The sequence below is a fragment of the Streptomyces sp. NBC_00390 genome (assembly GCF_036057275.1).
In the GTDB taxonomy this organism is placed as follows: Bacteria; Actinomycetota; Actinomycetes; order Streptomycetales; family Streptomycetaceae; genus Streptomyces.
Genome location: NZ_CP107945.1, coordinates 3,104,744 through 3,131,100, shown reverse-complemented (window position 1 = coordinate 3,131,100; position 26,357 = coordinate 3,104,744). Strand labels below are relative to the sequence as shown.

General features: G+C 69.8%; 21 protein-coding genes. 10 read left to right on the top strand and 11 right to left on the bottom strand.

The features are described 5' to 3' along the window. Positions 1-254 precede the first annotated feature (254 nt). The 4 genes from OHS70_RS13145 (at position 255) to OHS70_RS13130 (ending at position 4,926) form a co-directional block, all read left to right on the top strand. Positions 255-1,571 carry a PhoH family protein gene (locus OHS70_RS13145; protein ID WP_328396997.1) on the top strand — a complete coding sequence of 439 codons (1,317 nt, stop codon included), beginning with the start codon at positions 255-257 and terminating at the stop codon, positions 1,569-1,571. A gap of 425 nt (positions 1,572-1,996) precedes the next feature. Then, positions 1,997-2,689: a transglycosylase SLT domain-containing protein gene (locus OHS70_RS13140; RefSeq protein ID WP_328396996.1), complete on the top strand. Its 693-nt coding sequence runs from the start codon at positions 1,997-1,999 to the stop codon at positions 2,687-2,689. Between the two features lie 114 nt (positions 2,690-2,803). After that, the gene (locus tag OHS70_RS13135) at positions 2,804-4,135 is read left to right on the top strand and encodes an AI-2E family transporter (RefSeq protein WP_328396995.1); all 1,332 of its coding nucleotides are present in this window, start codon (positions 2,804-2,806) and stop codon (positions 4,133-4,135) included. Beyond that, the gene (locus tag OHS70_RS13130) at positions 4,132-4,926 is read left to right on the top strand and encodes a hypothetical protein (protein WP_328396993.1); all 795 of its coding nucleotides are present in this window, start codon (positions 4,132-4,134) and stop codon (positions 4,924-4,926) included. Before OHS70_RS13135 ends, OHS70_RS13130 begins: the two co-directional genes overlap by 4 nt. Before the next feature lie 58 nt (positions 4,927-4,984). On the opposite strand, the gene OHS70_RS13125 is transcribed toward OHS70_RS13130, so the two are convergent. Continuing rightward, positions 4,985-5,518, bottom strand: a complete 534-nt coding sequence (locus OHS70_RS13125) for an alkyl hydroperoxide reductase (RefSeq protein WP_328396991.1) — start codon at positions 5,516-5,518, stop codon at positions 4,985-4,987. A gap of 5 nt (positions 5,519-5,523) precedes the next feature. Continuing rightward, a complete protein-coding gene (locus OHS70_RS13120; RefSeq protein ID WP_328396989.1) occupies positions 5,524-6,078 on the bottom strand; it encodes a peroxiredoxin in 555 nt (184 codons plus the stop codon). A gap of 141 nt (positions 6,079-6,219) precedes the next feature. Here OHS70_RS13120 and OHS70_RS13115 point away from each other — a divergent pair, with 141 nt between their 5' ends. Beyond that, entirely contained in the window at positions 6,220-7,200 is a 981-nt protein-coding gene (locus OHS70_RS13115) for a hydrogen peroxide-inducible genes activator (protein ID WP_328405592.1), read from the top strand. Positions 7,201-7,451: 251 nt separating this feature from the next. On the opposite strand, the gene OHS70_RS13110 is transcribed toward OHS70_RS13115, so the two are convergent. Genes OHS70_RS13110 through OHS70_RS13100 form a run of 3 tightly spaced genes read right to left on the bottom strand, consistent with a single transcriptional unit; the run spans position 7,452 to position 10,977 of the window. Beyond that, a complete protein-coding gene (locus OHS70_RS13110) occupies positions 7,452-9,773 on the bottom strand; it encodes an ABC transporter permease (RefSeq protein WP_328396987.1) in 2,322 nt (773 codons plus the stop codon). Next, positions 9,770-10,456, bottom strand: coding sequence for an ABC transporter ATP-binding protein (locus OHS70_RS13105; RefSeq protein WP_328396985.1), 687 nt, complete (start codon positions 10,454-10,456; stop codon positions 9,770-9,772). Before OHS70_RS13105 ends, OHS70_RS13110 begins: the two co-directional genes overlap by 4 nt. Next, positions 10,453-10,977 (bottom strand): PadR family transcriptional regulator, encoded by a 525-nt coding sequence (locus OHS70_RS13100; protein WP_328396983.1) that lies wholly within the window; start codon positions 10,975-10,977, stop codon positions 10,453-10,455. The genes OHS70_RS13105 and OHS70_RS13100 overlap by 4 nt, the downstream gene beginning before the upstream one ends. A 338-nt stretch (positions 10,978-11,315) precedes the next feature. Between OHS70_RS13100 and OHS70_RS13095 the strand changes: the two genes are divergently transcribed. Next, positions 11,316-13,673 carry a transglycosylase domain-containing protein gene (locus OHS70_RS13095; RefSeq protein ID WP_328396981.1) on the top strand — a complete coding sequence of 786 codons (2,358 nt, stop codon included), beginning with the start codon at positions 11,316-11,318 and terminating at the stop codon, positions 13,671-13,673. Between the two features lie 66 nt (positions 13,674-13,739). On the opposite strand, the gene OHS70_RS13090 is transcribed toward OHS70_RS13095, so the two are convergent. The 4 genes from OHS70_RS13090 to OHS70_RS13075 form a co-directional block, all read right to left on the bottom strand. Further along, positions 13,740-15,203 (bottom strand): catalase, encoded by a 1,464-nt coding sequence (locus OHS70_RS13090; RefSeq protein ID WP_328396979.1) that lies wholly within the window; start codon positions 15,201-15,203, stop codon positions 13,740-13,742. A gap of 107 nt (positions 15,204-15,310) precedes the next feature. Next, positions 15,311-17,224: a SpoIIE family protein phosphatase gene (locus OHS70_RS13085; protein WP_328396977.1), complete on the bottom strand. Its 1,914-nt coding sequence runs from the start codon at positions 17,222-17,224 to the stop codon at positions 15,311-15,313. 352 nt (positions 17,225-17,576) lie between these two features. Then, the gene (gene fomD / locus OHS70_RS13080; RefSeq protein ID WP_328396974.1) at positions 17,577-18,254 is read right to left on the bottom strand and encodes a cytidylyl-2-hydroxypropylphosphonate hydrolase; all 678 of its coding nucleotides are present in this window, start codon (positions 18,252-18,254) and stop codon (positions 17,577-17,579) included. A 69-nt stretch (positions 18,255-18,323) separates the two neighbouring features. Next, positions 18,324-19,718 carry a class II fumarate hydratase gene (locus OHS70_RS13075; RefSeq protein WP_328396972.1) on the bottom strand — a complete coding sequence of 465 codons (1,395 nt, stop codon included), beginning with the start codon at positions 19,716-19,718 and terminating at the stop codon, positions 18,324-18,326. A 107-nt stretch (positions 19,719-19,825) separates the two neighbouring features. Here OHS70_RS13075 and OHS70_RS13070 point away from each other — a divergent pair, with 107 nt between their 5' ends. Then, positions 19,826-21,364 carry a ricin-type beta-trefoil lectin domain protein gene (locus OHS70_RS13070; RefSeq protein ID WP_328396970.1) on the top strand — a complete coding sequence of 513 codons (1,539 nt, stop codon included), beginning with the start codon at positions 19,826-19,828 and terminating at the stop codon, positions 21,362-21,364. A gap of 70 nt (positions 21,365-21,434) precedes the next feature. Here OHS70_RS13070 and OHS70_RS13065 read toward each other — a convergent pair whose 3' ends face one another. Further along, positions 21,435-23,102 carry a fumarate hydratase gene (locus OHS70_RS13065; protein ID WP_328396968.1) on the bottom strand — a complete coding sequence of 556 codons (1,668 nt, stop codon included), beginning with the start codon at positions 23,100-23,102 and terminating at the stop codon, positions 21,435-21,437. Positions 23,103-23,301: 199 nt separating this feature from the next. Between OHS70_RS13065 and OHS70_RS13060 the strand changes: the two genes are divergently transcribed. Continuing rightward, positions 23,302-23,964 carry a DUF1707 SHOCT-like domain-containing protein gene (locus tag OHS70_RS13060; protein ID WP_328396966.1) on the top strand — a complete coding sequence of 221 codons (663 nt, stop codon included), beginning with the start codon at positions 23,302-23,304 and terminating at the stop codon, positions 23,962-23,964. Positions 23,965-24,118: 154 nt separating this feature from the next. Further along, positions 24,119-24,472 carry a WhiB family transcriptional regulator gene (locus OHS70_RS13055; RefSeq protein ID WP_328396964.1) on the top strand — a complete coding sequence of 118 codons (354 nt, stop codon included), beginning with the start codon at positions 24,119-24,121 and terminating at the stop codon, positions 24,470-24,472. Between the two features lie 120 nt (positions 24,473-24,592). Here OHS70_RS13055 and glpX read toward each other — a convergent pair whose 3' ends face one another. Further along, the gene (gene glpX / locus OHS70_RS13050) at positions 24,593-25,624 is read right to left on the bottom strand and encodes a class II fructose-bisphosphatase (RefSeq protein ID WP_328396962.1); all 1,032 of its coding nucleotides are present in this window, start codon (positions 25,622-25,624) and stop codon (positions 24,593-24,595) included. Positions 25,625-25,757: 133 nt separating this feature from the next. Here glpX and OHS70_RS13045 point away from each other — a divergent pair, with 133 nt between their 5' ends. Continuing rightward, positions 25,758-26,354 (top strand): DUF4245 domain-containing protein, encoded by a 597-nt coding sequence (locus tag OHS70_RS13045; RefSeq protein WP_328405590.1) that lies wholly within the window; start codon positions 25,758-25,760, stop codon positions 26,352-26,354. Positions 26,355-26,357 lie beyond the last annotated feature (3 nt).

Below are 26,357 nucleotides of genomic sequence, written 5' to 3'. Positions count from 1 at the left end.
TGTTCGAGGGAATATCCCAAGCAGGTCGACGTCCGATCCACGGACGTCGTATCTCAGTGAGCGGCCGATACCGCTCACCCGGGAGGCCCTTTGCATACGAAGGACTGCACCCCTGGTGCGGACCACGCGGAGGGCCGGCGCTCGGCCCGCGCACCGTGGCCTGAGCCCGGCCCGTCGCCCGCTTCGGCGCGGCGACACATGGCCCGCGATGACGCCGTCGCACCCCGACCTCGTCCGAGGGGGTACGTCCTTCCGTGGTGAACAGCACAAAGCGCCGCATGCCCGACAGGCGCACCTATGTTCTCGACACCAGCGTCCTGCTGGCCGATCCGAACGCCCTGAGCCGCTTCGACGAGCACGAGGTCGTGCTCCCGATCGTGGTGATCACGGAACTGGAGGCCAAGAGGCACCATCCGGAGCTCGGCTACTTCGCCCGGCAGGCACTGCGCCTGCTGGACGACTTCCGTATCCGGTTCGGCCGCCTCGACGCCCCCATCCCCATGGGCGACCTCGGCGGCACGCTGCGTGTGGAGCTCAACCACTCCGATCCCGGTGTCCTTCCGGCCGGCTTCAGACTGGGGGACAACGACTCACGGATTCTGGCGGTCGCCCGCAATCTGCAGGCCGAGGGGTACGACGTCACGGTCGTCTCCAAGGACCTGCCCCTGCGCATCAAGGCGTCCTCGGTCGGTCTGCTCGCCGAGGAGTACCGCGCGGAGCTGGCCATCACCACGTCCGGATGGACCGGTATGGCCGAACTGCCCCTCTCCGCGGACCAGGTCGATCTGCTGTACGGCGAGGACACGCTGTATGTCCCGGAGGCCGCCGACCTGCCCGTCCACACCGGCCTCGTGCTGCAGTCCGAGCGAGGCAAGGCGCTGGGCCGCGTCACGCCCGAGGGCAATGTCCGGCTGGTGCGCGGTGACCGGGAGGCGTTCGGCATCCACGGCCGCAGCGCCGAGCAGCGCATCGCGCTCGACCTGCTGCTGGACCAGGAGGTCGGCATCGTCTCGCTGGGCGGCCGGGCCGGCACCGGCAAGTCGGCGCTGGCCCTGTGCGCCGGTCTCGAAGCGGTCCTGGAGCGCAGGCAGCATCAGAAGGTGATGGTCTTCCGGCCGCTGTACGCGGTCGGCGGACAGGAGCTCGGCTATCTGCCGGGCACCGAGGCCGAGAAGATGAGCCCCTGGGCACAGGCGGTCTTCGACACGCTGTCCGCTGTGGCGGGCCGTGAAGTGATCGAGGAGGTGCTGGGCCGCGGCATGCTCGAGGTGCTGCCGCTCACCCATATCCGCGGCCGCTCGCTGCACGATGCGTTTGTCATCGTCGACGAGGCCCAGTCGCTGGAGCGGAACGTCCTGCTGACCGTTCTGTCCCGTATCGGGGCCAATTCCCGTGTCGTTCTCACCCATGATGTGGCGCAGCGCGACAATCTGCGGGTCGGGAGGTACGACGGAGTCGTCGCCGTGGTCGAGAAGTTGAAGGGGCATCCGCTCTTCGCGCATGTCACCCTCACCCGCTCCGAGCGTTCACAGATCGCGGCACTGGTGACCGAAATGCTGGAAGAAGGGTAGTTCTGACCGGAATGAGCCTGGGGGCTCTTCCGGCAAACAGGACAAGTCGGTTGGCGCCGCCCGGCGAAGCGCAAGAGCGTAGCCGGGTGGCGCCGTGCTGTCCGCCGGTTTCCATAAAACCCCTGGCACAAACGGGGTGTGAGCTTTCACACGCAACGATGAATTGCCTTGCGGTGTCGCCTTCCGGCAGAGTCTTGCTTCCGTCAGGCCCCGCATGTGACACACCCGCACCTCCAGAGGTGCACCGCACCACACAACTCAAGACCCGCCGTCGCATGCCGCCCGCGAGCACCACGTGGCACTCCCGCAGGGGAGTTGCCCACCGGGCCCGTGCCTCCCGTGACCTAAGCATTGGGGAGGCCAGCGTCAGGGGCACGATCGCGCCCGCGAGGTCACCTATGCGGGCGGTGCTGGAAGGAAACCGTGTGAGCCGGATCTCGGTCCGGGGATTCGCGGTGGCGTCAGCCACTGCGGTCACCACCGTCGGCGCCGTAGTGGGCGTTGCGTCGGGCAGCACTCAGCCCGCGGGGGACAACCTCGAGGCGTCTGCCGCCGACGCGACTCTCCTGGCAGACATACCCATGGGCGAGCAGGCCCAGGTGCAGGTGGCGTCCCTGGCGCAGCAGGCCGAAACGCAGGCTGCCCTCGCGGACAACGCCGCCAAGAGGTCTGCCGAAGAAGCGGCTCGTATCCAGGCCGCCAAGACCGCCGAGGCGAAGAAGGAAGCCGCCGAGGAGAAGGCGGAGCGTGAGCGCGAGGAGGCGGAGGCACGCGCCAACCGCACTGCCGTGCGCGACGCTTCGAGCTTCGCGACGCAGAGCTCCTACACCGTCGCCCAGGTACAGGCGATGGCCCGGCAGATGGTCCCTGCCGACCAGTTCCAGTGCTTCAGCAACATCGTGAACCACGAGTCGACCTGGAACTACCGCGCGCAGAACCCGTCGTCCGGCGCGTACGGTCTCGTCCAGGCGCTGCCGGGCTCCAAGATGGCCTCGGCCGGCGCGGACTGGCAGACCAACCCGGCCACCCAGATCAAGTGGGGCCTGAACTACATGGACAGCCGCTACGGCAGCCCCTGTGGCGCGTGGTCGTTCTGGCAGGCCAACCACTGGTACTAGACGCCGCAGACGCTCAACTTCCCGGAGCCCCTCACCGTCCTACGGTGAGGGGCTCCGTGCGTGTACGGTCAGTCGGAAACTCCCGGGGGGAGTGACAGGGGGAGAGGGAGCATCATGTCGAAGGTTCCAGGCTGGCTCGGCCGAGTGGGTGCCGAGCTGACCCGGATGGGAGAACGCTGGGACGAGCGCCGCAAGGAGGCGGTCGAGGAGGGCGTGCCCGAGGTCCAGCCCCCCGCCCCGGACCGTGTGCCGCCGCCGCCCGCGTACGCCCCCGCCGTGGCGGCCCGCCCGGATCCCGTCGCCGCGATCCCGTGGGGGATCCGTGTCGCGGCCGAGGCCGGCTGGCGGCTGCTCGTCCTGGCAGGCACGCTCTGGGTGTTGATGAGGGTCATCAGCGCCGTGCAGCTCGTGGTGCTCGCCTTCGTCGCGGCCCTGCTCGTGACGGCGATGCTCCAGCCCACCGTCGCCCGGCTCCGAAGGCTGGGCCTGCCGCGCGGGCTCGCCACCGCCGTCACGGCGATCTCCGGCTTCGCCGTCATGGGACTGGTCGGCTGGTTCGTCGTCTGGCAGGTCATGGACAACCTCGACAATCTCGCCGACCGTGTCAGGGACGGCATCGAGGAGCTCAAACGCTGGCTGCTGGACAGCCCGTTCCATGTCACCGAGAGCCAGATCAACGACATCGCCCAGAACCTCAGCGACACGATCGGCACCAACACCGAGGAGATCACGACCGCGGGTCTGCAGGGCGTGACCGTGATGGTCGAGATCCTCACCGGGATACTGCTGGCCATGTTCTCCACGCTCTTCCTGCTGTACGACGGCAAGCGCGTCTGGCAGTGGGTGTTGGGGCTCGTACCGGCCCAGGCCCGGGAGGGCGTTGCCGGTGCGGGACCGCGCGCCTGGCGCACCCTGACCGCGTATGTGCGCGGCACGGTGCTCGTGGCGCTGATCGACGCGATCTTCATCGGCCTGGGGATCTACATCCTCGATGTGCCGCTGGCCGTACCGCTCGCCGTGTTCATCTTCCTGTTCGCGTTCATCCCGCTCGTCGGCGCCGTGATCTCCGGGGCGCTCGCCGTCGTTGTCGCGCTGGTCACCCAGGGCGTGTTCACCGCGCTGATGGTGCTGATCGTCGTCCTCGCCGTACAGCAGCTCGAGGGCCACGTACTGCAGCCGTTCATCCTCGGGCGCGCGGTGCGGGTGCATCCGCTGGCCGTGGTCCTCGCGGTCGCGGCGGGCGGTCTGACCGCCGGGATCGGCGGCGCGGTGGTGGCCGTACCGCTGGTGGCCGTGACCAACACGGTCGTCGGTTATCTGCGCGCCTACGGCAAGGAACAGGCGCTGCGGTACTCGCCGCAGCCGCACGGCGCGACGGCGACCGACGCCGCACCGGCAGCGGGACCGGCGCCGGGCGCCCGTCCGAAGACGGAGGAGCAGGAGTGATATCCGAACCGGAGTTGGTGGGGGAGCAGTCGTTCGGGGCCGCGGAGCTTCCCGGCCCGCGGTCCGCCCCGGCGGCGGACGGCGGCAGTACCGAGACGGTGGGGGACGACGGCGACGCACGTCCGGGCGGGGGCCCGGGCGGACGGCGGGCGCCCGGCCCGGCCTGGCTCTGGGCGCTCGGCGGTGCGGTGGTGGCGTCGGCGGTGTGGGCCGGCGGGCTGTACGCGTACGGAACGCCGGACCCGGACCTGGGCGGATACCGGGCGAGCAAGGATCTGTGCGAGGACGCGAAGCTGGCGTCCCTGACCTCGGAACTCGGCGCGATGCACTCGAAGTCGCCCGCGTCGTCGGACCACCAGAGCCTGAGCAAGGCGAGCTGCTACGCCGACCTGGGGGAGGAGGAAGTGCCGGTCGATGTCGGTGACGACGCCTACGAGGGCCAGCCGGCGAGCGTCTGGGTGGAGTACGTGCTCCACAAGAAGACCGACCCGGGGCCGGAGTTCGAAGCCGCGGTGAGGGCGGAGCACTTCTTCCCGGGATCCGACATCAAGATCGAGGACGTGCAGGGACTGGGCGAGCGTGCCCTGGTCGTCAAGGACGGGCCCGACGGAGACCCGACCATGCATGTGCTGGACGGCCAGGCGGTTTTCGCTCTCCACGCGTCTGCCGGATACGAGGGCGACCTGGACGGCGAGGGCGGCGAGGACGGCGAGGACACGGATGACCTGTCGGGGATCACGCCCTTGATGGTCAACGACATGAGGTCCCTCATGGCCGAGCTGAAGAAATGAACGAAAGGGGCCCTGCCCGCTCCGGACCGGAGTGGACAGGGCCCCTTTCGTACCTGCCCTACTCGGCCAGGAGGGCTTCCGCGTCCAGCGTCGTGCCCACGGCCTGGATCACCGAGGCGATCTTGACGGCCTCCTGGATCGTCTCGCGGTCGACACCGGCCTTGCGCAGCACCTGCTCGTGCGAGTCCAGGCACTGCCCGCAGCCGTTGATCGCGGAGACGGCCAGCGACCACAGCTCGAAGTCGACCTTCTCCACGCCCGGGTTGCCGATGACGTTCATCCGCAGACCGGCGCGCAGCGTCCCGTACTCCGGGTCCGACAGCAGGTGCCGGGTCCGGTAGAAGACGTTGTTCATCGCCATGATCGCGGCGGCGGACTTGGCGGCGGTGTACGCCTCCGGGGAGAGGTTGGCCTTGGCCTCCGGCCCCAGCTCCTTGAGCACCTTCGGCGAGCGCGACGCGATCGCGCAGGCCAGCACGGTGCCCCACAGCTGCTGCTGCGGAAGGTCGCTGTTGCCGATGACCGACCCGAGGTTCAGCTTCAGGTCCTTGGCGAAGTCCGGTACGGCGGACTTCAGTTCATCCAGAGCCATACCGGTCACTCGCCCGAGAGCAGCTTGACCGGGTCCAGGGTGTTCTCGCCCTTGGTCCAGTTGCACGGGCACAGCTCGTCGGTCTGCAGGGCGTCCAGCACCCGCAGGACCTCCTTGGGGTTACGGCCGACGGAGCCGGCGGTCACCATCGTGAACTGGATCTCGTTGTTCGGGTCGACGATGAAGACGGCGCGCTGGGCGAAGCCGTCCTCGCCCTCGATGCCAAGGTCGCGCATCAGCTCGTGCTTGGAGTCGGCCATCATCGGGAAGGGCAGGTCACGCAGGTCGGCGTGGTCCTTGCGCCAGGCGTGATGGACGAACTCGGAGTCGCCGGAGAAGCCGAGGACCTGGGCGTCACGGTCGGCGAACTCGTCGTTCAGCTTGCCGAAAGCGGCGATCTCGGTCGGGCAGACGAAGGTGAAGTCCTTGGGCCACGCGAACACGACCTTCCACTTGCCCTCGTAGGACTTGTGGTTGATCTGCTCGAACTCCTCGCCGCTCTCCAGCGACACACAGGCAGTCAGATCGAACGTGGGGAACTGGTCACCGACAGTGAGCACGCGCTCTCCTTGCAAAGTGGAAGTTTCCTTTTTGGGGACTTCCGCGGGGTTGGACAGATCGTGATCCTGGCACAGAGTGCATTGATCGAAGAAATAGCTAGACTTGGTCATCGTGATCGGAGGTGCTTATCAGTGGCGGCGATGACTGCGGGACCGCATACGGCGAACCGGGGCAAACAGCCCGGGAAGCAGCCCAGCCTGGCGCAGTTGCGTGCCTTCGCCGCCGTGGCGGAGCATCTGCACTTCCGGGACGCAGCCACCGCAATCGGGATGAGTCAGCCCGCCCTGTCCGGAGCCGTGTCGGCGCTGGAGGAGGCACTGGGTGTCCAGCTGCTGGAGCGTACGACGCGCAAGGTGCTGCTGTCGCCCGCCGGAGAGCGGCTCGCGGTCCGTGCGAAGGCCGTCCTCGACGCGGTCGGGGAGCTGCTGGAGGAGGCCGATGCGGTGCGGGCCCCGTTCACCGGCGTGCTGAGGCTGGGCGTGATCCCGACGGTCGCGCCCTATCTGCTGCCGAGCGTGCTGCGGCTGGTGCACCAGCGCTACCCGGAGCTGGACCTCCAAGTGCACGAGGAGCAGACCTCGTCGCTGCTGGAGGGACTGTCCGGCGGGCGGCTCGACCTGCTGCTGCTCGCGGTGCCGCTCGGGGTGCCGGGCGTGATCGAACTTCCCCTCTTCGACGAGGACTTCGTCCTGGTGACGGCGCAGGAGCACTGGCTCGGCGGCCGCCATGACATTCCGCGCGAGGCGCTGAAGGAGCTTCCGCTGCTGCTGCTCGACGAGGGGCACTGCCTGCGTGACCAAGCCCTCGACATCTGCCGAGAGGCGGGCCGCACGGAGGGCGCCCCGGTCACCACGACCGCGGCCGGCCTCTCGACGCTGGTCCAGCTGGTCGCGGGCGGGCTGGGCGTGACGCTTCTGCCGCGCACCGCCGTCCAGGTCGAGACGGGCCGCAACGACCACCTGGTGACCGGGTACTTCACCGATCCGGCCCCCGCGCGCCGTGTCGCCCTGGCGATGCGCGCCGGGGCGGCCCGGCAGGGCGAGTTCGAGGAGTTCGCGGACGCCCTCAGGGAGGCCCTCGCGGGACTCCCGGTGCGGATGCTGTCCGCCTCAGGTACGTGACCGTGTCCCGGGACCTGCGGTATCCGCAAGGCCGCGCTCGCTGCGGCAGACCGGGGCATCGTCCGGCGGTCGGCAGCGACCACCGGCCGCGGCACCGTGCGGCACGGTGGCTTGCGCGAGCATGGGCTGCACCGCGGTTGTACGCGCTCGGGGACACCGCCCTGTACGAGGGGATCTGATCCCTCCTCACTTCGCACCACCGTGCGGTCCCTCCCTCAGGGAAGAACCGCACCGTGGTGCGGGCGGGGACGCTACTCCGTCCGCAGACCCTCCGGCCGCATCATCCGCCACAGCGGCGGCAGGCTGAGTGCGGTCACGACGAGGACCACGGCCGCGCCGATGCCGGTCATCGCGGCCACGGAGCCCCAGTCGACGCTCACCGGGCGGTTCACCATGCGCAGCAGGACCGCGCCGAGGGCGAGCCCGGTCGTACAGGCGAGGGCGAGGCCGAGCAGGATCGGGACGGCGGTCTGCCAGAGGACCGAGGCGCCGAGGGTGCGGCGGCGGGTGCCGAAGGCGACGAGCGCCGCGAGCAGCTTCCTGCGTTCCCGCAGCTGTTCCATCTGGGAGACGAAGAGGCTGGCCCCGATCAGCAGCAGCACCGCGGTCGAGCCGATCATCAGGCCCCGCTGCACGGAGGCGAAGCGGTCGTTGACCTGGATCGCCCGCAGGGTCATCGGCACCAGCATCGGGTCGGCCTGGGCGATCGCGTTCCGGGCGTGCTCGACGGCGTCGGGCACGCTCTCGTCGAGGGTGACGTAGGTGGTGTGGCTGAGGCTGTCCCCGGCGAGCTCGGGCAGCGCGGACGGGGTGGCGATGATGCCGCCGCGCGCGTAGCCGGTGGGGTCGTGGCGAACGTCCACGGTGGGGGCGTCCGCCGGGACCGTCCAGGCGACCGCCTCGCGCTGTGCGTCGTCGTCGGTGTGCGGGTTGAGGAAGCCCTTCTGGCCGGGCTTCGCGCCGAGCCCGGCTTCGGACAGCTTCGGGTCCGGCCGGAGCAGGAACACGTCCCCCTCCTCGCACGTGCTGAGCCGGGCGATCTCCCGCAGTGAGACGCAGTCGGCGACGGTGAGCGGGACGAACGAGTCGGGGTTGCGGGCCTTGTCGCCGAGTTCCGTCGAGGCGAGGGACACGGCGTGCTTGACGCCCGTCGCGGAGGAGATGTGCTCGACGATCTCCGGCATCCGGGAGCCCGCCACCTGGGAGGGGGCGAGCACCTGGAGCTGCGCGCGTTCGAGGTCGGCGCCCGTGGGCTTGGTGTACTGGCTCTCCACACCGGTGAACAGGGACTGCAGGGCGATCGCCCCCGCCACCGCCACGGCGATGCCGTTGACCGGGCGGACGGCGATGCCATTGCCCAGCTGGAGGCGGCGGACGGCGAGCTGCCACGAGACGGAGCCGCCGCCGAGCCGGGTCACGGCGAACTCGACCAGCCAGGGCAGCAGGGCGGTGATGCCGACGAGGAGCAGGACCACGCCTCCGGTGACCTGCCACTGGTTGAACTGCTCGTCCTCGTCCTGCCCGATCATCGGGTAGAGGAGCGCCAGACCGGCCAGCGGCATCAGCAGCCGCCACCACAGCCGCCGCCGCGGGGGCCTGGAGACGCGGACCACGCCCAGCGGTTCGATGACGACGCCGCGCATCGTGAAGAGCGTGACGGCCACGGAGGCGACGGGCACGGCCACGGCGACGAGGAGGGTGAGCGTCGGGCTCGGGTTGAGGTCCGAGGGGTAGATCCCGGTCTCCAGGATGCCGAACCGGTCGACCAGTTGGCGTCCGGCGAAGAAGAGGGCGAGCCCGACGAGCAGTCCGAGCACGGCGCCGGCCAGCGCCTCGCCCGCCGCGATCCTGCGGGTCGTCGCCCCGTCCGCGCCGACCAGCCGCAGTGCGGCCAGCCTCCGGTCGCGGCGTTCGCCGCCGAAGCGGACCGCGGCGGCGATGAAGACGGCCACGGGAAGCAGCAGCACGACGAAGATGATCAGGACGAGCAGCAGGAGGACGGGGTCCCAGGGCTCCTTCGGCGGCGCGTCACCGAAGCCGTTGATCTGCTGGACGAAGTCCTCGCCCGCCTCGATGGTGCTGCTGCCGGCGTAGTACGCCAGTTCGTTGGGGCCGATAAGGCCCTCTTCCGCGATGGTGCCGACGTTCTTGTACGGCAGGCGGGGCTCCAGCAGCTTGCCCTCGGAGGAGTCGAGGAGCGCGGCGAGCGCCGGGGAGACCATCATCTCGCCGGGGCCGGGGAAGCGGCTCAGCCCGGGAGGCAGCGGGGCCTCGTCGCCCTGCGGGCGCACCAGCCGGCTCACGACGTTCCGCTCGTGGAAGGTGCTGTCGTTCTGGGTGATGAGCAGGGTGTCGTCGCCGGCCTGCTCGGCCACGGTGTAGGTGTTGCGGGTGTCGGTCCGGTCCGTACGGGCCTCGAGGGCACTGGGGATGGCGGTGGTGAAGAGCAGCAGGGCCACGCCGAGGCCGACTCCGACGGCGGTCAGCAGGGTCCGTGCCCACCCCTCCCGGCCCCCGGTCACGGAGAACTTGGCGCCCATGAGCAGGTCCCGCGGCCAGGTCCGGGCGCTCATGCGACGCGCTCCATGTCCCGGGACTTTCCGTCGCGTACGACGATCTCGCGGTCGGAGTACGCGGCGACCCGGGCCTCGTGGGTGACAAGGACGACGGCGGCACTGCTGGACCGGGCCGCCTCGGTGAGCAGCTGCATGACGCGCTCGCCGTTGAGGGAGTCGAGGGCGCCGGTCGGCTCGTCGGCGAACACCACGCGCGGTCCGGTGACGAGAGAACGGGCGACGGCGACGCGCTGCCCCTGGCCGCCGGAGACCTCGCCGGGACGCTTGGCGCCGAGGTCGTCGACCTCGAGGCGTTCCATCCAGGTGAGCGCGGTGCGCTCCGCCTCCTTGCGTTTCACGCCGTTCAGCCGCAACGGCAGCGCCACGTTCTCGACGCACGTGAGTTCGGGCACGAGCTGCCCGAACTGGAACACGAAGCCGAAGTCGCTGCGGCGCAGCGCGCTGCGCCCGGCGTCGTTCATCGCCGACAGCTCCTGGCCCGCGTAGGTGACGGAGCCCGCGTCGGGGGTGACGATCCCGGCGAGGCAGTGCAGGAGCGTCGACTTGCCGGACCCGGAGGGGCCCATGACGGCGACGACCTCGCCCGGGTGGATGGAGAACTCGGCGCCGTCCAGCGCGTTGGTGGGTCCGTAGGCCTTGCGCAGGCCGACGGCGGCGAGCAGAGAGCCGGCTGGGGTCATGGGTGGATCTCCTTGGCGAGCTGGTCGAGCCGGGCGGCGGTCAGTTCCAGCCAGCGCAGATCGGCTTCGAGATGGAACAGTGCGTGGTCGCAGATGAGCTGGTCGGCGAGGTCGCCGCGGCGCTTGCGGTCGGTGAGGATCCGCATCAGCCGCAGATGCTCGGCGCGCTGGGTGTCGAGCATCTCGGCCGCGCCGCGGCCGGTCAGCAGGGAGAGGACGACCTTGGTGTAGAGCGTCGACTGGAGATACGGCTCAGGTTTCTCCGGCTGCGCGAGCCACTGCGCGACATCGGTGATCCCGGCGTCTGTGATGGCGTACCGCTTGCGCTCGGGACCGCCGCCGGCCTCGATGCCCTCGACCTCGACGAGCCCGTTCCTCAGCAGCCGGGACATGGTCGAGTAGACCTGCCCGTAGTGGAGGGGGCGGTCGTGGCCGAACCGTTCGTCGAAGGCGCGCTTGAGGTCGTAGCCGTGGCGTGGACCGGATTCGAGGAGCCCGAGGAGTGCGTGACCGATGGACATGGGCGCCACACTACACACGAGGTATACATCGCGTGTATACCTCGTGTGAATAGCGGCCCTCGGGCCTTTCGGCGGGGCGGCGCCTGTCACGGCCGCCACGCGCCTACCCGACGAAGACGTAACACTTCCCCGCTCGTCGCAACCCTGTGCACCTCTCGTGAGTCGGTTCCATCAGACGGGGTGCTGATTGTCACGTCCGGAAAAGGATGGATCGATACCCCTTTGTCTGCGTAACCGGTGTTAACTTTCTGAGCTGATTCCGGACACCAGGCAGAGGTCCGGCGAACCACGACACACGGGCGACCGACGCAGAGACGAAGAGCGGAGCAACGAATCCGATGGGCCGAGCGGAAGCGCGACAGGCGGCCCGGCAGCGCGGTGCGCGCCGGGCGGGAAAGGCGGGGCCCACGGGCATACGCCGGTTCTTCACCTGGAGGAAGCTGCTCGGCACCTTCTTCGGGATCTGCCTGCTGGTGATGGGCGCGTTCTTCGTGATCTATCTGCTGGTCCCGGTGCCCAATCCGAACAAGCAGGCCGAGAAGCAGAGCAACATCTACAAGTTCAGCGACGGCAAGATCCTCACCCGCGACGGCGAGGTCAACCGTGAGATCGTCGGGCTCGAGAAGATTCCGGAGGAAGTCAAGTACACCTTCGTCGCGGCCGAGAACAAGGGCTTCTTCCAGGACTCCGGTGTCGACTTCAAGGGCACCGCGCGCGGCCTGATGAACACGCTCAGCGGCAAGGGCAAGCAGGGTGGCTCGACCATCACCCAGCAATACGTCAAGAACTACTACCTGAACCAGGACCAGACGGTCACCCGCAAGCTCAAGGAGCTGGTGATCTCGCTGAAGGTGGATCAGAAGAAGAGCAAGAACGAGATCCTCGCCGGGTACATCAACACCAGCTACTACGGCCGGGGTGCCTACGGCATCCAGGCCGCGGCCCAGGCGTACTACGGCGTCGACGCGGCCGACCTGAATGTCGCCCAGGGCGCGTACCTGGCAGCTGTCCTCCAGGCCCCCAGCCAGTACGACTGGGCGGTCGCCTCCGACACCGGCAGGAAGCTGGTGACGGAGCGCTGGAACTACGTCCTCGACAACATGGTCGAGGAGGAGTGGCTCGACCAGGGCAAGCGCGCGGGTCTGAAGTTCCCCGCCCCCAAGGCGCCGAAGGCCGCCCCCGGCATGGAGGGCCAGACCGGCTACCTCGTCGAGGCCGCCAACCGTGAGCTGGCCCGGCAGGGCCTGAACGAGGAGGACCTGCAGGCCGGCGGCTGGACGATCACCCTCAACATCGACTCCAAGCGCCAGAAGGCACTGGAGAAGGCAGTCGAGGGCCAGCTCGAGGACCAGCTGGACCGCAAGAACAACAAGACCGACGCCACGGTGCAGGCCGGCGCCACCTCGGTCGACCCCAAGACGGGCAAGGTCGTCGCCCTGTACGGCGGCGTGGACGCCACCAAGCACTGGCTCTCCAACGCCACCCGCTCCGACTACCAGCCCGCCTCGACGTTCAAGCCGATCGTGTTCGCCTCCGCGCTCGAGAACGAATCCTTGACGCAGGAGGGCCGGCCGATCGGCCTCAACACGGTCTACGACGGCACCAGCAAGCGCCCGGTGGTCGGCAGCGACACCCCGTTCAGCCCGGAGAACGAGGACAACCGCAGCTACGGCCCGGTCACGGTCCAGCAGGCCCTCAACAAGTCGATCAACTCGGTCTTCGCCCAGATGATCGTCGACGTCGGCCCGGCCGATGCGAAGAAGACCGCACTCGACCTCGGGATGAAGGACGGCGACGGCTTCCCCGAGCGTCCCGCCATCACCCTGGGCACGATGGGCGCCTCGACCTGGGACATGGCCGGCGTGTACGCGACGCTCGACAACCACGGCAAGAAGGTCACCCCGACGATCGTGGCCAAGGCCGAGCACAAGGACCGCCGGCTCGAGCTGGCGGACCCGATCGGCGACCGCGTGATCAGCCGTGAGGCGGCCGACACCGTGACCGCGGGGCTGACCGGCGTGGTGAAGTACGGCTCAGGCCAGGCCGCCAACACGAGCGCCTACCAGGCGGCGGGCAAGACCGGCACGTCGGAGAACAACAAGTCGGCCTGGTTCGCGGGATACACACCCGAACTGACCACGGTCGTCGCGCTGTTCGGCGAGTCACCGAAGGAGGGCGGGGGGCAGGTCACGCTGACCGGCACCGCCAACTCCGGCCGCGCCAACGGCGGTGGCTTCCCGGCCAGGATCTGGGCGGACTACACGCTCGGCGCGCTGAACGGCGGCTCCGACGCGCAGTTCGACCTGGAGGTCGCGGAGAGCGCAAGCCCCGACCCGGACCCGGACCCGGCCCAGTCCGAGACCGAGACCGAGGAGACCGAGAGCCCCGACCCGACGCAGTCGCCCGGTACGGACACGGGCGGTACGGACACGGGTGGCACCGACACCGGCGGTACGGACACGGGCGGTACCGACACGGGCGGTACGGACACCGGCGGTACGGACACCGGCGGTACGGACACCGGCGGTACGGACACCGGCGGTACGGACACCGGCGGTACCGACACGGGCGGTACCGACACCGGCGGTACGGACACCGGGGGCACCGACACCGGGGGCACCGACACCGGCGGTACGACGAGCGGCACCACGACCGGCACGACGAACGGTGGCGTCCGGCCGCCCAAACAGCCGTAGTAGGCCTGCCCGTCTCGGCCACAGGAAGGGCCCGGCGCATTCGCGCCGGGCCCTTCCTGTGCCTGGTCAGCCGCCGTTCACCTTCTTGGCGATCCGGTCGCCGATGTCCTTGTCGATGGTGCGCCAGTACTCCAGCGCCCGGTCCAGCACCGGTTTGGTGACCCCTTCGAGCAGATGCCCGCCGACGTTCGACACCAGCCGCTCACGGGCCGCGTCGTCCAGAACCTTGCGGACCATCGTGCCCGGCTGGCCCCAGTCGTCGTCCTCGGCATGCAGTTTGTACGCCTCGCGCACCAGCTCGCCGGCGGCCGCCCAGCCCGCCGGGTCGCCGAACTGCTGGAAGTCGGCCGCCGGCCCGCCGTACGAGTTCGGGGCGTAGGGCCTGGCCGCGTTCGCCGGCTCGTAGCGCATCGGGCCGTCCTTGGCGTACGAATTCACCTGCGATCGCGCCCTGTTGGGCGGCAGCTGGGCGTAGTTCGGCCCGATCCGGTACCGGTGCGTGTCCGGGTAGGAGAACAGCCGCCCGAGCAGCATCTTGTCCGGCGATGGTCCGATGCCGGGCACCATGTTCGATGGTTCGAAGGCGGCCTGCTCGATGTGGATGAAGTAGTCCTCAGGGTTCTTGTCGAGCGTCATCCGGCCCACGTCGATCAGGGGGTAGTCGCCGTGCGGCCACACCTTGGTCAGGTCGAACGGGTTGAAGCGGTAGTCGGCCGCGTCCTCGAACGGCATGATCTGGACCTTGAGGGTCCACGACGGCGCGTTCCCGGACTCGATCGACTCCCACAGATCGCGGCGGTGCTTGTCCGCGTCCGCGCCGGCCAGCTCGTCCGCCTCGGCCTGGGTGAGGAAGTCGATGCCCTGGTCGGTCTTGAAGTGGTACTTCACCCAGAACCGCTCGCCGCCGCCGTTGATCCACATATAGGTGTGGGAGCCGTAGCCGTTCATATGGCGGTAGGTCTTCGGGATGCCGCGGTCGCCCATCAGCCACGTCACCATGTGCGCGGACTCGGGGGACAGCGTCCAGAAGTCCCACTGCATGTCGTTGCTCCGCAGCCCGGTGGCCGGATGCCGCTTCTGGGACCGGATGAAGTCCTGGAACTTGATGGTGTCGCGTACGAAGAAGACCGGCGTGTTGTTGCCGACCAGGTCGTAGTTGCCGTGCTCGGTGTAGAACTTCAGCGCGAAGCCACGCGGGTCGCGCCAGGTGTCTGGGGAGCCCTGTTCACCGGCGACCGTCGAGAAGCGGGCCAGCATCTCGGTGCGCCTGCCCGGCTGGAAGAGGTCGGCCCTGGTGAACTGGCTTACATCATTGATGACTTCGAAGATGCCGTACGCACCCGCCCCCTTGGCGTGCACCACCCGCTCGGGAACCCGTTCACGGTTGAACTGGGCCATTTTCTCGATCAGATAGTGGTCCTGGAGCAGGATCGGACCGTCGGAACCCACGGTGAGCGAATGCTCGTCGCTCTCCACCGGGACGCCGGCGTTGTTCGTCGTGTACGGAGTCCTGGGGGGTGACTCGGTCACAAGCGTCCTCCCGTCGTTCTGAGGGAATTCTGGTCGCTTCGGACGTCTGCCCCAGTGAACTCCGACGATGCGACGTCGGCAACATTTGGGTGGATTCCAGAACTTTGTTACGTACGGGTAGGCAGCTCGAACCACACCACCTTGCCGGTGGACAGCCGGGTCGCCCCCCACCGCCTTGCCAGCCGGTTCACCAGGAACAGCCCGCGACCGCCCTCGTCGGTGTCCCGCGCCCGCCGCTGCCTGGGCAGCTGCGGAGAGTCGTCACCGACCTCGCAGCGCAGCACGTCCGTCCGCAGGAGCCGCAGCGTCACCGGCCGCTCGGCGTACCGAACGGCATTGGTCACCACCTCGCTGACGAGCAGCTCCACCGAGTCGCTCAGCTCCTCCATACCCCAGCGGGCCAGCGCACGACGGGCCAGCCTGCGCGCCCGGCCCGGTGCCGCGTCCTCCGGCTCCAGGAACCAGTAGGCGACATCACTCGGCGCGATCCCGTCGAAACGGGCCGCGAGCAGCGCGATGTCGTCGTCCCGGTCGCCGGGGCCGAGCATGTCCAGCACGTCGTCGCAGAGGGCCTCCAGCGGCGGCGAGTGGTCCGGGCCGGTCAGCTGGGCGGTGGCGGCGAGCCGCTCCCGCAGCTGCTCGATCCCCGTCCACACATCGCGCAGCCGTGACTCCACCAGGCCGTCCGTGTACAGCAGGAGCGTGGCTCCGGCCGGGGCGTCGAGCTCCACCGCCTCGAAGTCCACCCCGCCGACGCCGATGGGCGCGCCGGGCGGCACCCGCAGCACCTCGGCCCGTCCGCCCAGGTGCAGCAGGACCGGCGGCGGATGACCGGCGTTGGCGATGGTGATGCGGTGCGAGACCGGGTCGTAGACCGCGTACAGGCAGGTCGCCATCCGGTCGGTGCCGAGCCGCTGGGCCTGCTCGTCCAGGTGGTGCAGCACCTCCTGGGGCGGCAGATCCAGCCCGGCCAGGGTCTGCGCGGTGGTGCGCAGCTGGCCCATGATCGCCGCGGAGGTCATCGAGTGGCCCATGACATCGCCGACGACCAGTGCGACGCGGCTGCCCGGCAGCGGGATGGCGTCGTACCAGTCACCGCCGACCCGGGCGGTCTCGGCGGCCGGCAGATAGCGCGAGGCGAGCCGGACACCGGTCGGCTGGGGGAGCGAGTCGGGCAGCATGGTGCGCTGCAGCTCGTCGGCGATGTACGCCTCGCGGCCGTACAGCACGGCCTTGTCGATGCCGAGCGCGGTGTGCGTCGCCAACTGGGCGGCGACCAGCAGGTCGTTGGGCTCGAAGGCGGGCCGGTCGGGACGGCGCAGGAACACGGCGGCACCGATGACACGCCGACGCCCGCGCAGCGGGGCCAGTATGGCCCGGTGGCCCAGGGGTACGGACCGGCCGTCGCCGAGCAGCTCGGGCAGCGCCGCCCGGGCGGCGGCCGAGTCGCCGAAGACGGGACGCACCCCGCGCAGCACCTCGGACAGGGCTCCGCCGGAACGCACCTCGCACAGCTCGGCGGCCGGGGCGACCTCGTGCTGGGAATCGAGGACCGGCAGGGCGGATCCCACGGCCTGATCCGCGTCCTCACCGCTTAAACGGAGCCGGTCGGTGCGGCGCAGCCGCAGCACGAACGGTGACACGGGGCGTTCGTCGCCGACGGGCAGGGGATCGCGCAGATAGACGAGGATCGCGTCCGAGAACGTCGGCACGGTCGCCCGGCACAGCCCGAGCACGATCTCGTCCAGGTCGATCCCGCGCGCGATCCGCCGGGTGGCGGCCCCGACGAACCGCAGCCGGTCACCCTCGCGGCGCGCGGTCCCCGCGATGTCCGGCGCGGGTGCCTGTGCCTGCACCTGGGGCTGTACCTGTCCCGCACGCGGCTGCGGCGGCGGCCCCGAGGGCGTGGCCGCGGCAGCGGCAGCCGCGGCCGCGGGCGCCTGGACCCGAGGCCGGGTGCGTTCCTGGGACCGGGCAGCCAGGGGCTGCCGGCCTTCGTGGGAGGTGGGATGCTCCGTCACGCGTGGGATTCCGTCCGTCCGGGCCGGTTGGGCGATGCAACCGCCTCGTGGGGCGGTATACCCGCTCTGCGGGCAGCCACGACAGGGTGGCGGGCATCCGGCACAGCTCCACCCCCAGTTTGAGACTCGTGATCGTTCGTTGTGACTTACGGTCGGTCAGTTCCCTGCGCTCAGTGCTCCCTCGTCCGGCGCAGCCTTGCGGACGACGATCCTACGTTTGACCCCAGGGGGCGCATCAAGAGTCTCACGACGTCATATGCGCCGGAGCGTGTTCCCCAACGGGAATCAGCCACTTCACTTCCGCCGCCCGGCGCGGCGCGCCCGGCCGGACGCGGTGTGCCGCGCGGCCGGATCAGGAAGCGAGCCGGGCCGGGGTCCGGTCCCAGTCCGCCGGGAGGTGGGGGACCGGCCAGGACGGGTCCGGGCGCCAGTGCTCCCAGCCGTCGCAGAACGGGGCCGTCCAGGACCCGATGGCCGCGACGGCCGCACGGCCCGCCTCCCGTACCCGTTCGGCCTTGGCCGCGTCCAACAGGCCGACCTGCTGGGCCTGCGCGAACTCGTCCTCGTCCCGCCACAGCCAGCTGCGGTCCGGGTAGACCGAGATGTCGAGGAAGTGGTCCTCGGAGTCGATACCGCCCGCCCACCGGGTACGAGGCTCCTCGAGGTTGACGTACCAGCTCTTGAACCGCCAGCCCGGCTCCCAGAACAGCCACACCGACCACGGGTCACCCGGGCGGGCCAGCTTGAGGACGCCCGTACCGAACCAGCGGTCCCGGGTGGTCGTGCGCGGCGCCGTGTAGCGGGTGGCGAGCGGCTCCTCGTGCACCGGGGTGCCGTCGGCGAGCACCGGCTTCACGCACTCCGTCCCCGGGGCCATCCACACCGCCAGCACGTCGGCGGTGTCCTTCACGACGGTCACGGGGCGGCAGATGGTCAGGGCGCGGCCTTCCAGGTCCGGGGCATGGCCGCGGTAACGCCAGAGGATGTGGTCCCCTGCCGTCCAGCGTGCGAAGCGTTCCGTGCCTGTCATGCGCAGATCCTAGGTGTAGGGCCCCTCGACCCGCTGCGACCCACGTCACGGGATCCGTGCGGCCGAGGCTCAGGGATGCGTCATGCGCAGCACGTCCAGCGCCGCGTCCAGCTGTTCCAGGGTCAGCGCTCCACGCTCCACATAGCCGGACTCGAGGACGACCTCCCGGATCGTCTTCCGTTCCGCGAGCGACTTCTTGGCGACCTTCGCCGCCTCCTCGTAGCCGATGTACTTGTTGAGCGGGGTGACGACCGACGGCGAGGACTCCGCGTACTCACGGGCACGCTCGGCGTTGGCCGTGATGCCGTCGACGGTGCGGTCGGACAGCAGACGCGAGGCGTTCGCCAGCAGCCGGACGGACTCCAGCACATTCTTGGCGATCACCGGAAGCATCGCGTTCAGCTCGAAGTTCCCGGCCGCACCGGCCGCCGCGACCGTGGCGTCGTTGCCGGTCACCTGAGCCGTCACCATCAGGACGGCCTCGGGGATCACCGGGTTCACCTTGCCGGGCATGATCGAGGAGCCGGGCTGCAGATCGGGCAGATTGATCTCGGCGAGGCCGGTGCGCGGGCCGGACGCCATCCAGCGCAGGTCATTGGCGATCTTGGTCAGCGAGACGGCGACCGTGCGCAGCTGGCCGGACGCCTCCACCAGGCCGTCGCGTGCGCCCTGGGCCTCGAAGTGGTCCCGGGCCTCGGTCAGGGGCAGCCCGGTCGTGCGCGCCACCTCGGCGATGACCGCGGCCGCGAAACCGGGCGGGGTGTTGATGCCGGTGCCCACCGCGGTACCGCCGAGAGGGAGTTCGGCGAGCCGGGGCAGGGACGACTTCAGCCGCTCGATCCCGTACCGGACCTGGGCCGCGTAGCCGCCGAACTCCTGGCCGAGGGTGACGGGGGTGGCGTCCATCAGATGCGTACGGCCGGATTTCACGACCGCCGCGAACTGGGCCGCCTTGCGCTCCAGCGCGGCCGCCAGATGCTCCAGCGCCGGGATCAGATCGCCGGTCACGGCCGCCGTCGCCGCGATGTGGATGGAGGAGGGGAAGACGTCGTTGGACGACTGCGAGGCATTGACGTGATCGTTCGGGTGCACCTCGCGGCCGAGCCGCTCGGTGGCGAGCGTCGCGATGACCTCGTTGGCGTTCATGTTCGACGAGGTGCCGGAGCCGGTCTGGAAGACGTCCACCGGGAAGTGCTCGTCCCAGCGGCCCTCGGCCACCTCGTCGGCCGCATCGACGACGGCGTCGGCGATGTCCTTGTCGAGCACGCCCAGTTGGGCGTTGACCTTGGCGGCGGCCGCCTTGACACGGGCCAGGGCAGCGATGTGCGAACGCTCCAGGCGCTGCCCCGAGACGGGGAAGTTCTCCACGGCCCGCTGTGTCTGTGCGCGCCACTTGGCGTGGGCCGGGACCCGCACCTCGCCCATGGAGTCGTGCTCGATCCGGAACCCGTTCGCGTCGCTCATCGGTGTCGTACCTCCCAGAAAAGGTGAGCAGTTGTCTTGTTCCGTCTATTCCCATCTTCGCTACCCGCCAGTAAATACCCCGGGAAACCACATTCCGGGGAGGCGCAATGAAGGGCACCGGACACAGACTTCGAAGACTGGGCGCCACGGTCGCGGCCGCCGCGTTACTCGCCACCGTCCTCGGCGGGGCGGCGTCCGCGGCCCCTGCCGTGGCCGGGAACACCACCGCCCCCACGAACAGCGCATCCGTCCCCCTGCCGGCCGAGCTGGAGGCCCTCCGGGCCGCCGAGGCCACCGCGCTCTACGGCAGCCCTGCCGAACGCCCGTTCTCCCAGCGGAAGACCGGCCTGATCTCGCTCGGCGACAGCGAGATCTCCGGCGAGGGCGTCGGCACCTACGAGCCGGGCACCAACGGCCCCGACAACTGGTGTCACCGCTCGCCCGACGCCGCCATCCACCGCACCGGCATCGCCGCCGACGTCACCTACAACGTCGCCTGCTCCGGCGCGGACACAGGAAACATCAGGATCGGCGGCCACAAGCAGCACGCCGACGAACTCGTGCAGAGCGACAGCCTCGCCATCAAGGCCCGCAACACCCGTGTCAAGATGGTGCTGTTGGTGGCCGGCGCCAACGACGACCTGCAGTTCGGCCCGGTGATGACCGACTGCGTGGTGCGCTATCTGACCATCCAGGGCCCGTGCGCCCCGAAGTACGCGCCCGGCTGGCAGGCGCGCGTGGACGGCCTGGCCCCCAAGGTCGAGCAGACGGTCCGCGACCTGCGCACCGTGATGCGAGAGGCCGGCTACGCCGACGGTGACTACAAGCTGGTCGTCATGGGCTACCCGAGCCCCATAGGCCCCGATTTCCGCGACAACCCGCACTTCCCCGGCAAGCTGTTCTGCGGCGGGACGGGCTACGACTCCGACACCGTGTGGGGCCGCAACACCGCCGTCCCCGCCTTCGAACGCGGCATGCGCGCCGTGGCCCGGAACACCGGCGCGGTCTACCTCGACAACTCCCGCCTCTTCCACGGCCACGAGGTCTGCATGGAGGACACCTGGGCGCGCGGGCTCTATGTGGACATCACCAACCCCTTCCCGCCGGACTCCAATTCGGTCCGCCAGTCCTTCCACCCCAACATCCGGGGCCACGCCGCCTTCGCGTCGTGCCTGACCCAGATCTACAACTCGGGGCTGCGTGAGGCGAGTTGTGCCGACGTGGCGTCCGGCGGCAAGCCGGAGCTCTTCCCGCTGGCCTGGGACGACGCGTACCGTCCGCTGAAGAACCAGGCCACGGGCAGCTGCGTCGACGTCGATGCCGCGGTGAGCCGCAACGGCACCGCTGTCCTCGGCTGGGACTGCCACGGCGGCCGCAACCAGGGCTGGTGGTACGACTCCGCCCGCAGGTCACTGCACACGGAGCTGACCCAGGACCGCTGTCTGGACGTGTCCGGCGGTACGTACCGGGCGGGCGCGGGCCTGATCGTGTGGAACTGCCACGGCGGCGCGAACCAGCAGTTCGTCCGCACGGGGGACACGATCCGCCCGGCGGCGGACCAGTCCCTCTGCCTGACGCTGGCATCGGCGAAGGAAGCGGTGCGTCTGCAGGCGTGCACGGGCGCGGCGAACCAGCGCTTCGTGTAGTCACGCGGGGCGTAGCGGGTCCGGGGCCGCCGCCCCGGACCCGCTACGCCCGTCGGGCGTTGTCCTCGCTCTACGCGAGCCCGGGGCCCCGCACCGGAATCGAGGTGAACGTCGGCGCCGGGGCCGGCTCGGTGAAGAAGTCGTGCCCCTTGTCGTCGACGACGATGAACGCGGGGAAGTCCTCAACCTCGATCTTCCAGACCGCCTCCATGCCGAGCTCCTCGTACTCGACGACCTCGACCTTCTTGATGCAGTCCTGCGCGAGGCGCGCCGCCGGGCCGCCGATCGAACCCAGGTAGAAGCCGCCGTGCGTGCCGCAGGCGTCGGTGACCTGCTTCGAGCGGTTGCCCTTGGCGAGCATGATCTTGGAGCCGCCCGCCGCCTGGAACTGCTCGACGTAACTGTCCATGCGGCCGGCCGTGGTCGGACCGAAGGAGCCGGAGGCGTAGCCCTCGGGGGTCTTGGCCGGGCCGGCGTAGTAGACCGGGTGGTCCTTCAGGTACTGCGGCATCTCCTCGCCCGCGTCCAGCCGCTCCTTGATCTTGGCGTGCGCGATGTCGCGTGCCACGACCAGCGGACCGGTCAGCGAAAGGCGGGTCTTGACCGGGTACTTGCTCAGCTCGGCCAGCATCTCGTCCATGGGACGGTTCAGGTCGATCTTCACGACGTCGCCGTCCTCGGCGAGCTGCTCGTCGGTCGTGTCCGGCAGGAAGCGCGCCGGGTCGGTCTCCAGCTGCTCCAGGAAGACGCCCTCGGCGGTGATCTTGGCGACGGCCTGGCGGTCGGCCGAGCAGGAGACGGCGATCGCGACGGGGAGCGAGGCCCCGTGCCGCGGCAGACGCACCACGCGCACGTCGTGGCAGAAGTACTTGCCGCCGAACTGGGCACCGATGCCGATCCTCTGGGTGAGCTCGAAGACCTTCTTCTCCAGCTCCTCGTCGCGGAAGCCGTGCCCGAGCTCCGAGCCCTCGGCGGGCAGCTCGTCCAGGTAGTGCGCGGAGGCGTACTTCGCGGTCTTGAGCGCGAACTCGGCGCTCGTGCCGCCGACGACGATGGCCAGGTGGTACGGCGGGCAGGCGGCCGTACCCAGCGAACGGATCTTCTCCTCCAGGAACGTCATCATGCTCGCCTCGTTGAGCACGGCCTTCGTCTCCTGGTAGAGGAAGGACTTGTTGGCGGAGCCGCCGCCCTTGGCCATGAAGAGGAACTTGTAGGCGCCGCCGTCGGTGGCGTACAGCTCGATCTGCGCGGGCAGGTTCGAGCCGGTGTTCTTCTCCTCCCACATGGTCAGCGGGGCCATCTGGGAGTACCGCAGGTTGAGCTTGGTGTACGCGTCGTAGACGCCGCGGCTCAGGGCCTCCTCGTCGCGGCCCTGGGTGAGCACGTTCTGGCCGCGCTTGCCCATCACGATGGCCGTGCCGGTGTCCTGGCACATCGGGAGCACGCCGGCCGCCGCGATGTTGGCGTTCTTCAGCAGGTCGAGGGCGACGAACTTGTCGTTCGAGGACGCCTCGGGGTCGTCGATGATGCGCCGCAGCTGGGCGAGGTGCGCGGGGCGGAGGTAGTGCTGGATGTCGTGGATCGCCTCGGCGGCGAGCCGGCGCAGCGCCTCGGGGTCGACCTTGAGGAAGGTGCGTCCGTCGGCCTCGAAGGTCGAGACACCTTCGGCCGTCACCAGCCGGTACGGGGTGGTGTCCTCTCCCAGCGGGAGCAGATCCGTATACGCGAACTCCGGCATTTCGCCCATTCCTCACTTCACAGACGCGGCTGCCTCCATTGGCAGCGCCATCCAATGTAGAGCGCACGGGGGGTCCCGATCCTGTGAGGTAAGGCTCACTTGCCGGCACCTGTGTCCGCCCGGGGGCGCGCCACCGCGCGCCGCGCCCGTCCGGATGGGCCACTAGTCGCGATCTATCGCGTTTCGCTACCCTGGCTCCGTGGACCTCGACAAGCAGCCCCAGAAACCGGTCGTCCCCGCGGACACCACCGGTGCCATCCGCGCGTCCGACGCCGATCGTGACCGGATCGCGGACATCCTCCGGGAAGCCATGGCCGAGGGCAGGCTGGACGCCGACGAGCACGCCGAGCGGATCGACGCCGCCTACCGGGCCAAGACCGTGGGGGAGCTCGAGCCGCTGGTGCAGGACCTGCCGGCCGCGACCAGGCGCGCGGCCGCGCGGGTGGCGGGCGCCGACGACTCCGAGCTGCCCGCCGGCCCCGCCGAGAACCTGATCGCCGTCTTCTCCAGCTCCACCCGCAAGGGCCGCTGGCGTGTAGGCCGCAGGACCAACACCTTCGCCCTCTTCGGCAACATCGAGATCGACCTCACCGAGGCGCTGTTCGGGCAGCGGCTCACGGTGATCAACGCGACGGCCATTTTCGGCAATGTCGAGGTGCGCGTCCCGGAGAACATCTCCCTGCGCGGCAGCGGCACCGGGATCGTCGGAAACTTCGAGGTCCACACGCTGGAGGCGGCGGATCCGGAGGCGCCCGTGGTGGTCGTCAACGGGTACACGGTTTTCGGCAATGTCGAGGCCAAGCCCAAGCGGGGCCGCCGTATCTCCGATCTCCACGACCGCCTGCGCAAACACCTGCACTGACGCGGCCGGGCCTCGGAACGCTTTTGCGCCGCGGGGCGCCCGTGCGCGATTCCGGGCCTCGGAACTGCGTGCCACTCAGTGCATAGGCACGCGTACAGCGGGTAGGGACAGGTGCATCGTCTCTCGCTCGCGAAGCCGTCGTCAGGAGTAGACCGTGCTGCAACTGCCGCATCAGTCCCTGCAGGTAGCCGCCGTTCCGACCCAGCGCAGTCCGGCTCGGGAGGATCAGGACGGGCCCTGGCACGCGGAGGCGGTGTGCCGCCGGGACGAAGCCGGGCTGTTCTTCGCCCCGTCCAAGGAGCCGACGGCCGAGCGGCTGTCCCGCGAGGAGGCGGCGAAGCGGGTCTGCGCCCGCTGCCCCGTGATGGTGGAGTGCCGCGAACACGCGCTGCTCCAGCCCGAGCCCTACGGAGTGTGGGGCGGGCTCACGGCGGCCGAGCGCCGCGTGGTGCTGGCGCGGCGCCGCAGGCGCGAGATCGAGCTGAAGAAGCCCGCGTCGGCGGCCTGACCGGCCCGGCGACAGGCTTCGCCCGAGGTTTCGCAGGACTCCGCAGGACACAGGAAGGCGCCCCCGCCGCACACGGGGGCGCCTCTTGCTTGCGTGGCTCGGTCCGCCCAGGCGCTGGGGCTACTTCGCTCGGTCGAAGTCGATCGCGCTGTACGCCCGCAGCTTCGACAGCCTGTGCGTCGAGTCGATCTTGCGGATCGTGCCGGACTTGGAGCGCATCACCAGGGAGGACGTGGTGGCGGTCTCCGCGCGGTAGTGCACGCCGCGCAGGAGCTCGCCGTCGGTGATGCCGGTGGCGACGAAGAACACGTTGTCCCCGCTGACCAGGTCGTTCGTGTGGAGCACCCGGTCCAGATCGTGCCCGGCGTCGAGCGCGCGCTGCCGCTCGGCGTCGTCCTTCGGCCAGAGCTTGCCCTGGATCGTGCCGCCGAGACACTTGATCGCGCAGGCGGAGATGATGCCCTCCGGTGTGCCGCCGATGCCCATCAGCATGTCGACGCCGGTGCCCTCGCGGACGGCCATGATCGAACCGGCGACGTCTCCGTCCGAGATGAACTTGATCCGGGCGCCCGTCTCGCGGATCTCCTTGACCATTCCCTCATGACGGGGGCGGTCCAGGATGACGACCGTGATGTCCTCGGGGTTGGCGTTCTTCGCCTTGGCGACACGGCGGATGTTCACCGAGACCGGGGCGTTGATGTCGACGAAGTCGGCGGCCTCGGGGCCGGTGACCAGCTTCTCCATGTAGAAGACCGCTGACGGGTCGAACATGGTGCCGCGGTCGGCCGCGGCCAGTACGGCGATGGCGTTCGGCATGCCCTTCGCGTTGAGCGTGGTGCCGTCGATCGGGTCCACGGCGATGTCGACCTCGGCGCCGGTGCCGTCGCCGACCCGCTCGCCGTTGAACAGCATCGGGGCTTCGTCCTTCTCGCCCTCGCCGATGACGACGACGCCGTTCATCGACACGGTCGAGACGAGGGTCCGCATGGCTCTGACAGCCGCTCCGTCGGCGCCGATCTTGTCGCCGCGCCCGACCCAGCGGCCGGCGGCCATGGCGGCGGCCTCGGTGACCCGGACGAGCTCCAGGGCGAGATTGCGGTCGGGGGCCTCGGGCGAGACCTCGAGCTGGGGCGGCAAGTTGTGCTCGGTCATCGGAGCGCACCTTTCTGTACGACGACGGCCGGATGAGAGGGTGATGCGACTCTATCGGTACATCGACATATTGAGCAGAGGGGTCCACGTATGAGCGCGCCACCCTAATGCGACCATTGTGGGCGTGGCAGGTATGCGAGGCAGACAGACGGTGCGGGACATGGTGCTGTCGATGGCGGTGATCGGCGTCGTCGTCGCAGGGATCTACACCTTGGTTCCGCACGACGAGAAGGCGGATCCGATCAAGGCGATCGACTACCGCGTGGAGCTCCTGACCGCGCAGCGCGCGGCTCCGTACGGGGTGGCCGCCCCGCAGGGGCTGGCCGGGGGATGGAAGCCGACCTCCGTCTCGTACGACCGCTCCGAGGGGCACGCGTGGCATCTGGGCTTCCTCGACCCGGACGGCGAGTACGTGGCGGTCGAGCAGTCGACGTCGGCGTCCGGCAAGTACGTCCGTAAGGTCAGCCAGCAGGCGAAGGAGACCGGGAAGACCCGGCAGGTGGCCGGAAAGACCTGGCATCTGTGGGAGGGCCCGAAGTACGACGCCCTGGTCCTGAAGGCCGAAGGGGCGACGACGGTCGTCACCGGTACCGCGGGACCGGAGCGCCTCGCGCAGATGGCCGCGGCACTGGAGTCCGGGAAGCCGGCCGGCCCGGACGGAAAGCCGTCCGCGTCGCCCTCGAAGCAGCCGGGCGCGCGGACGACCCCTTCGCCGGCCGCCACGCCGTGAACG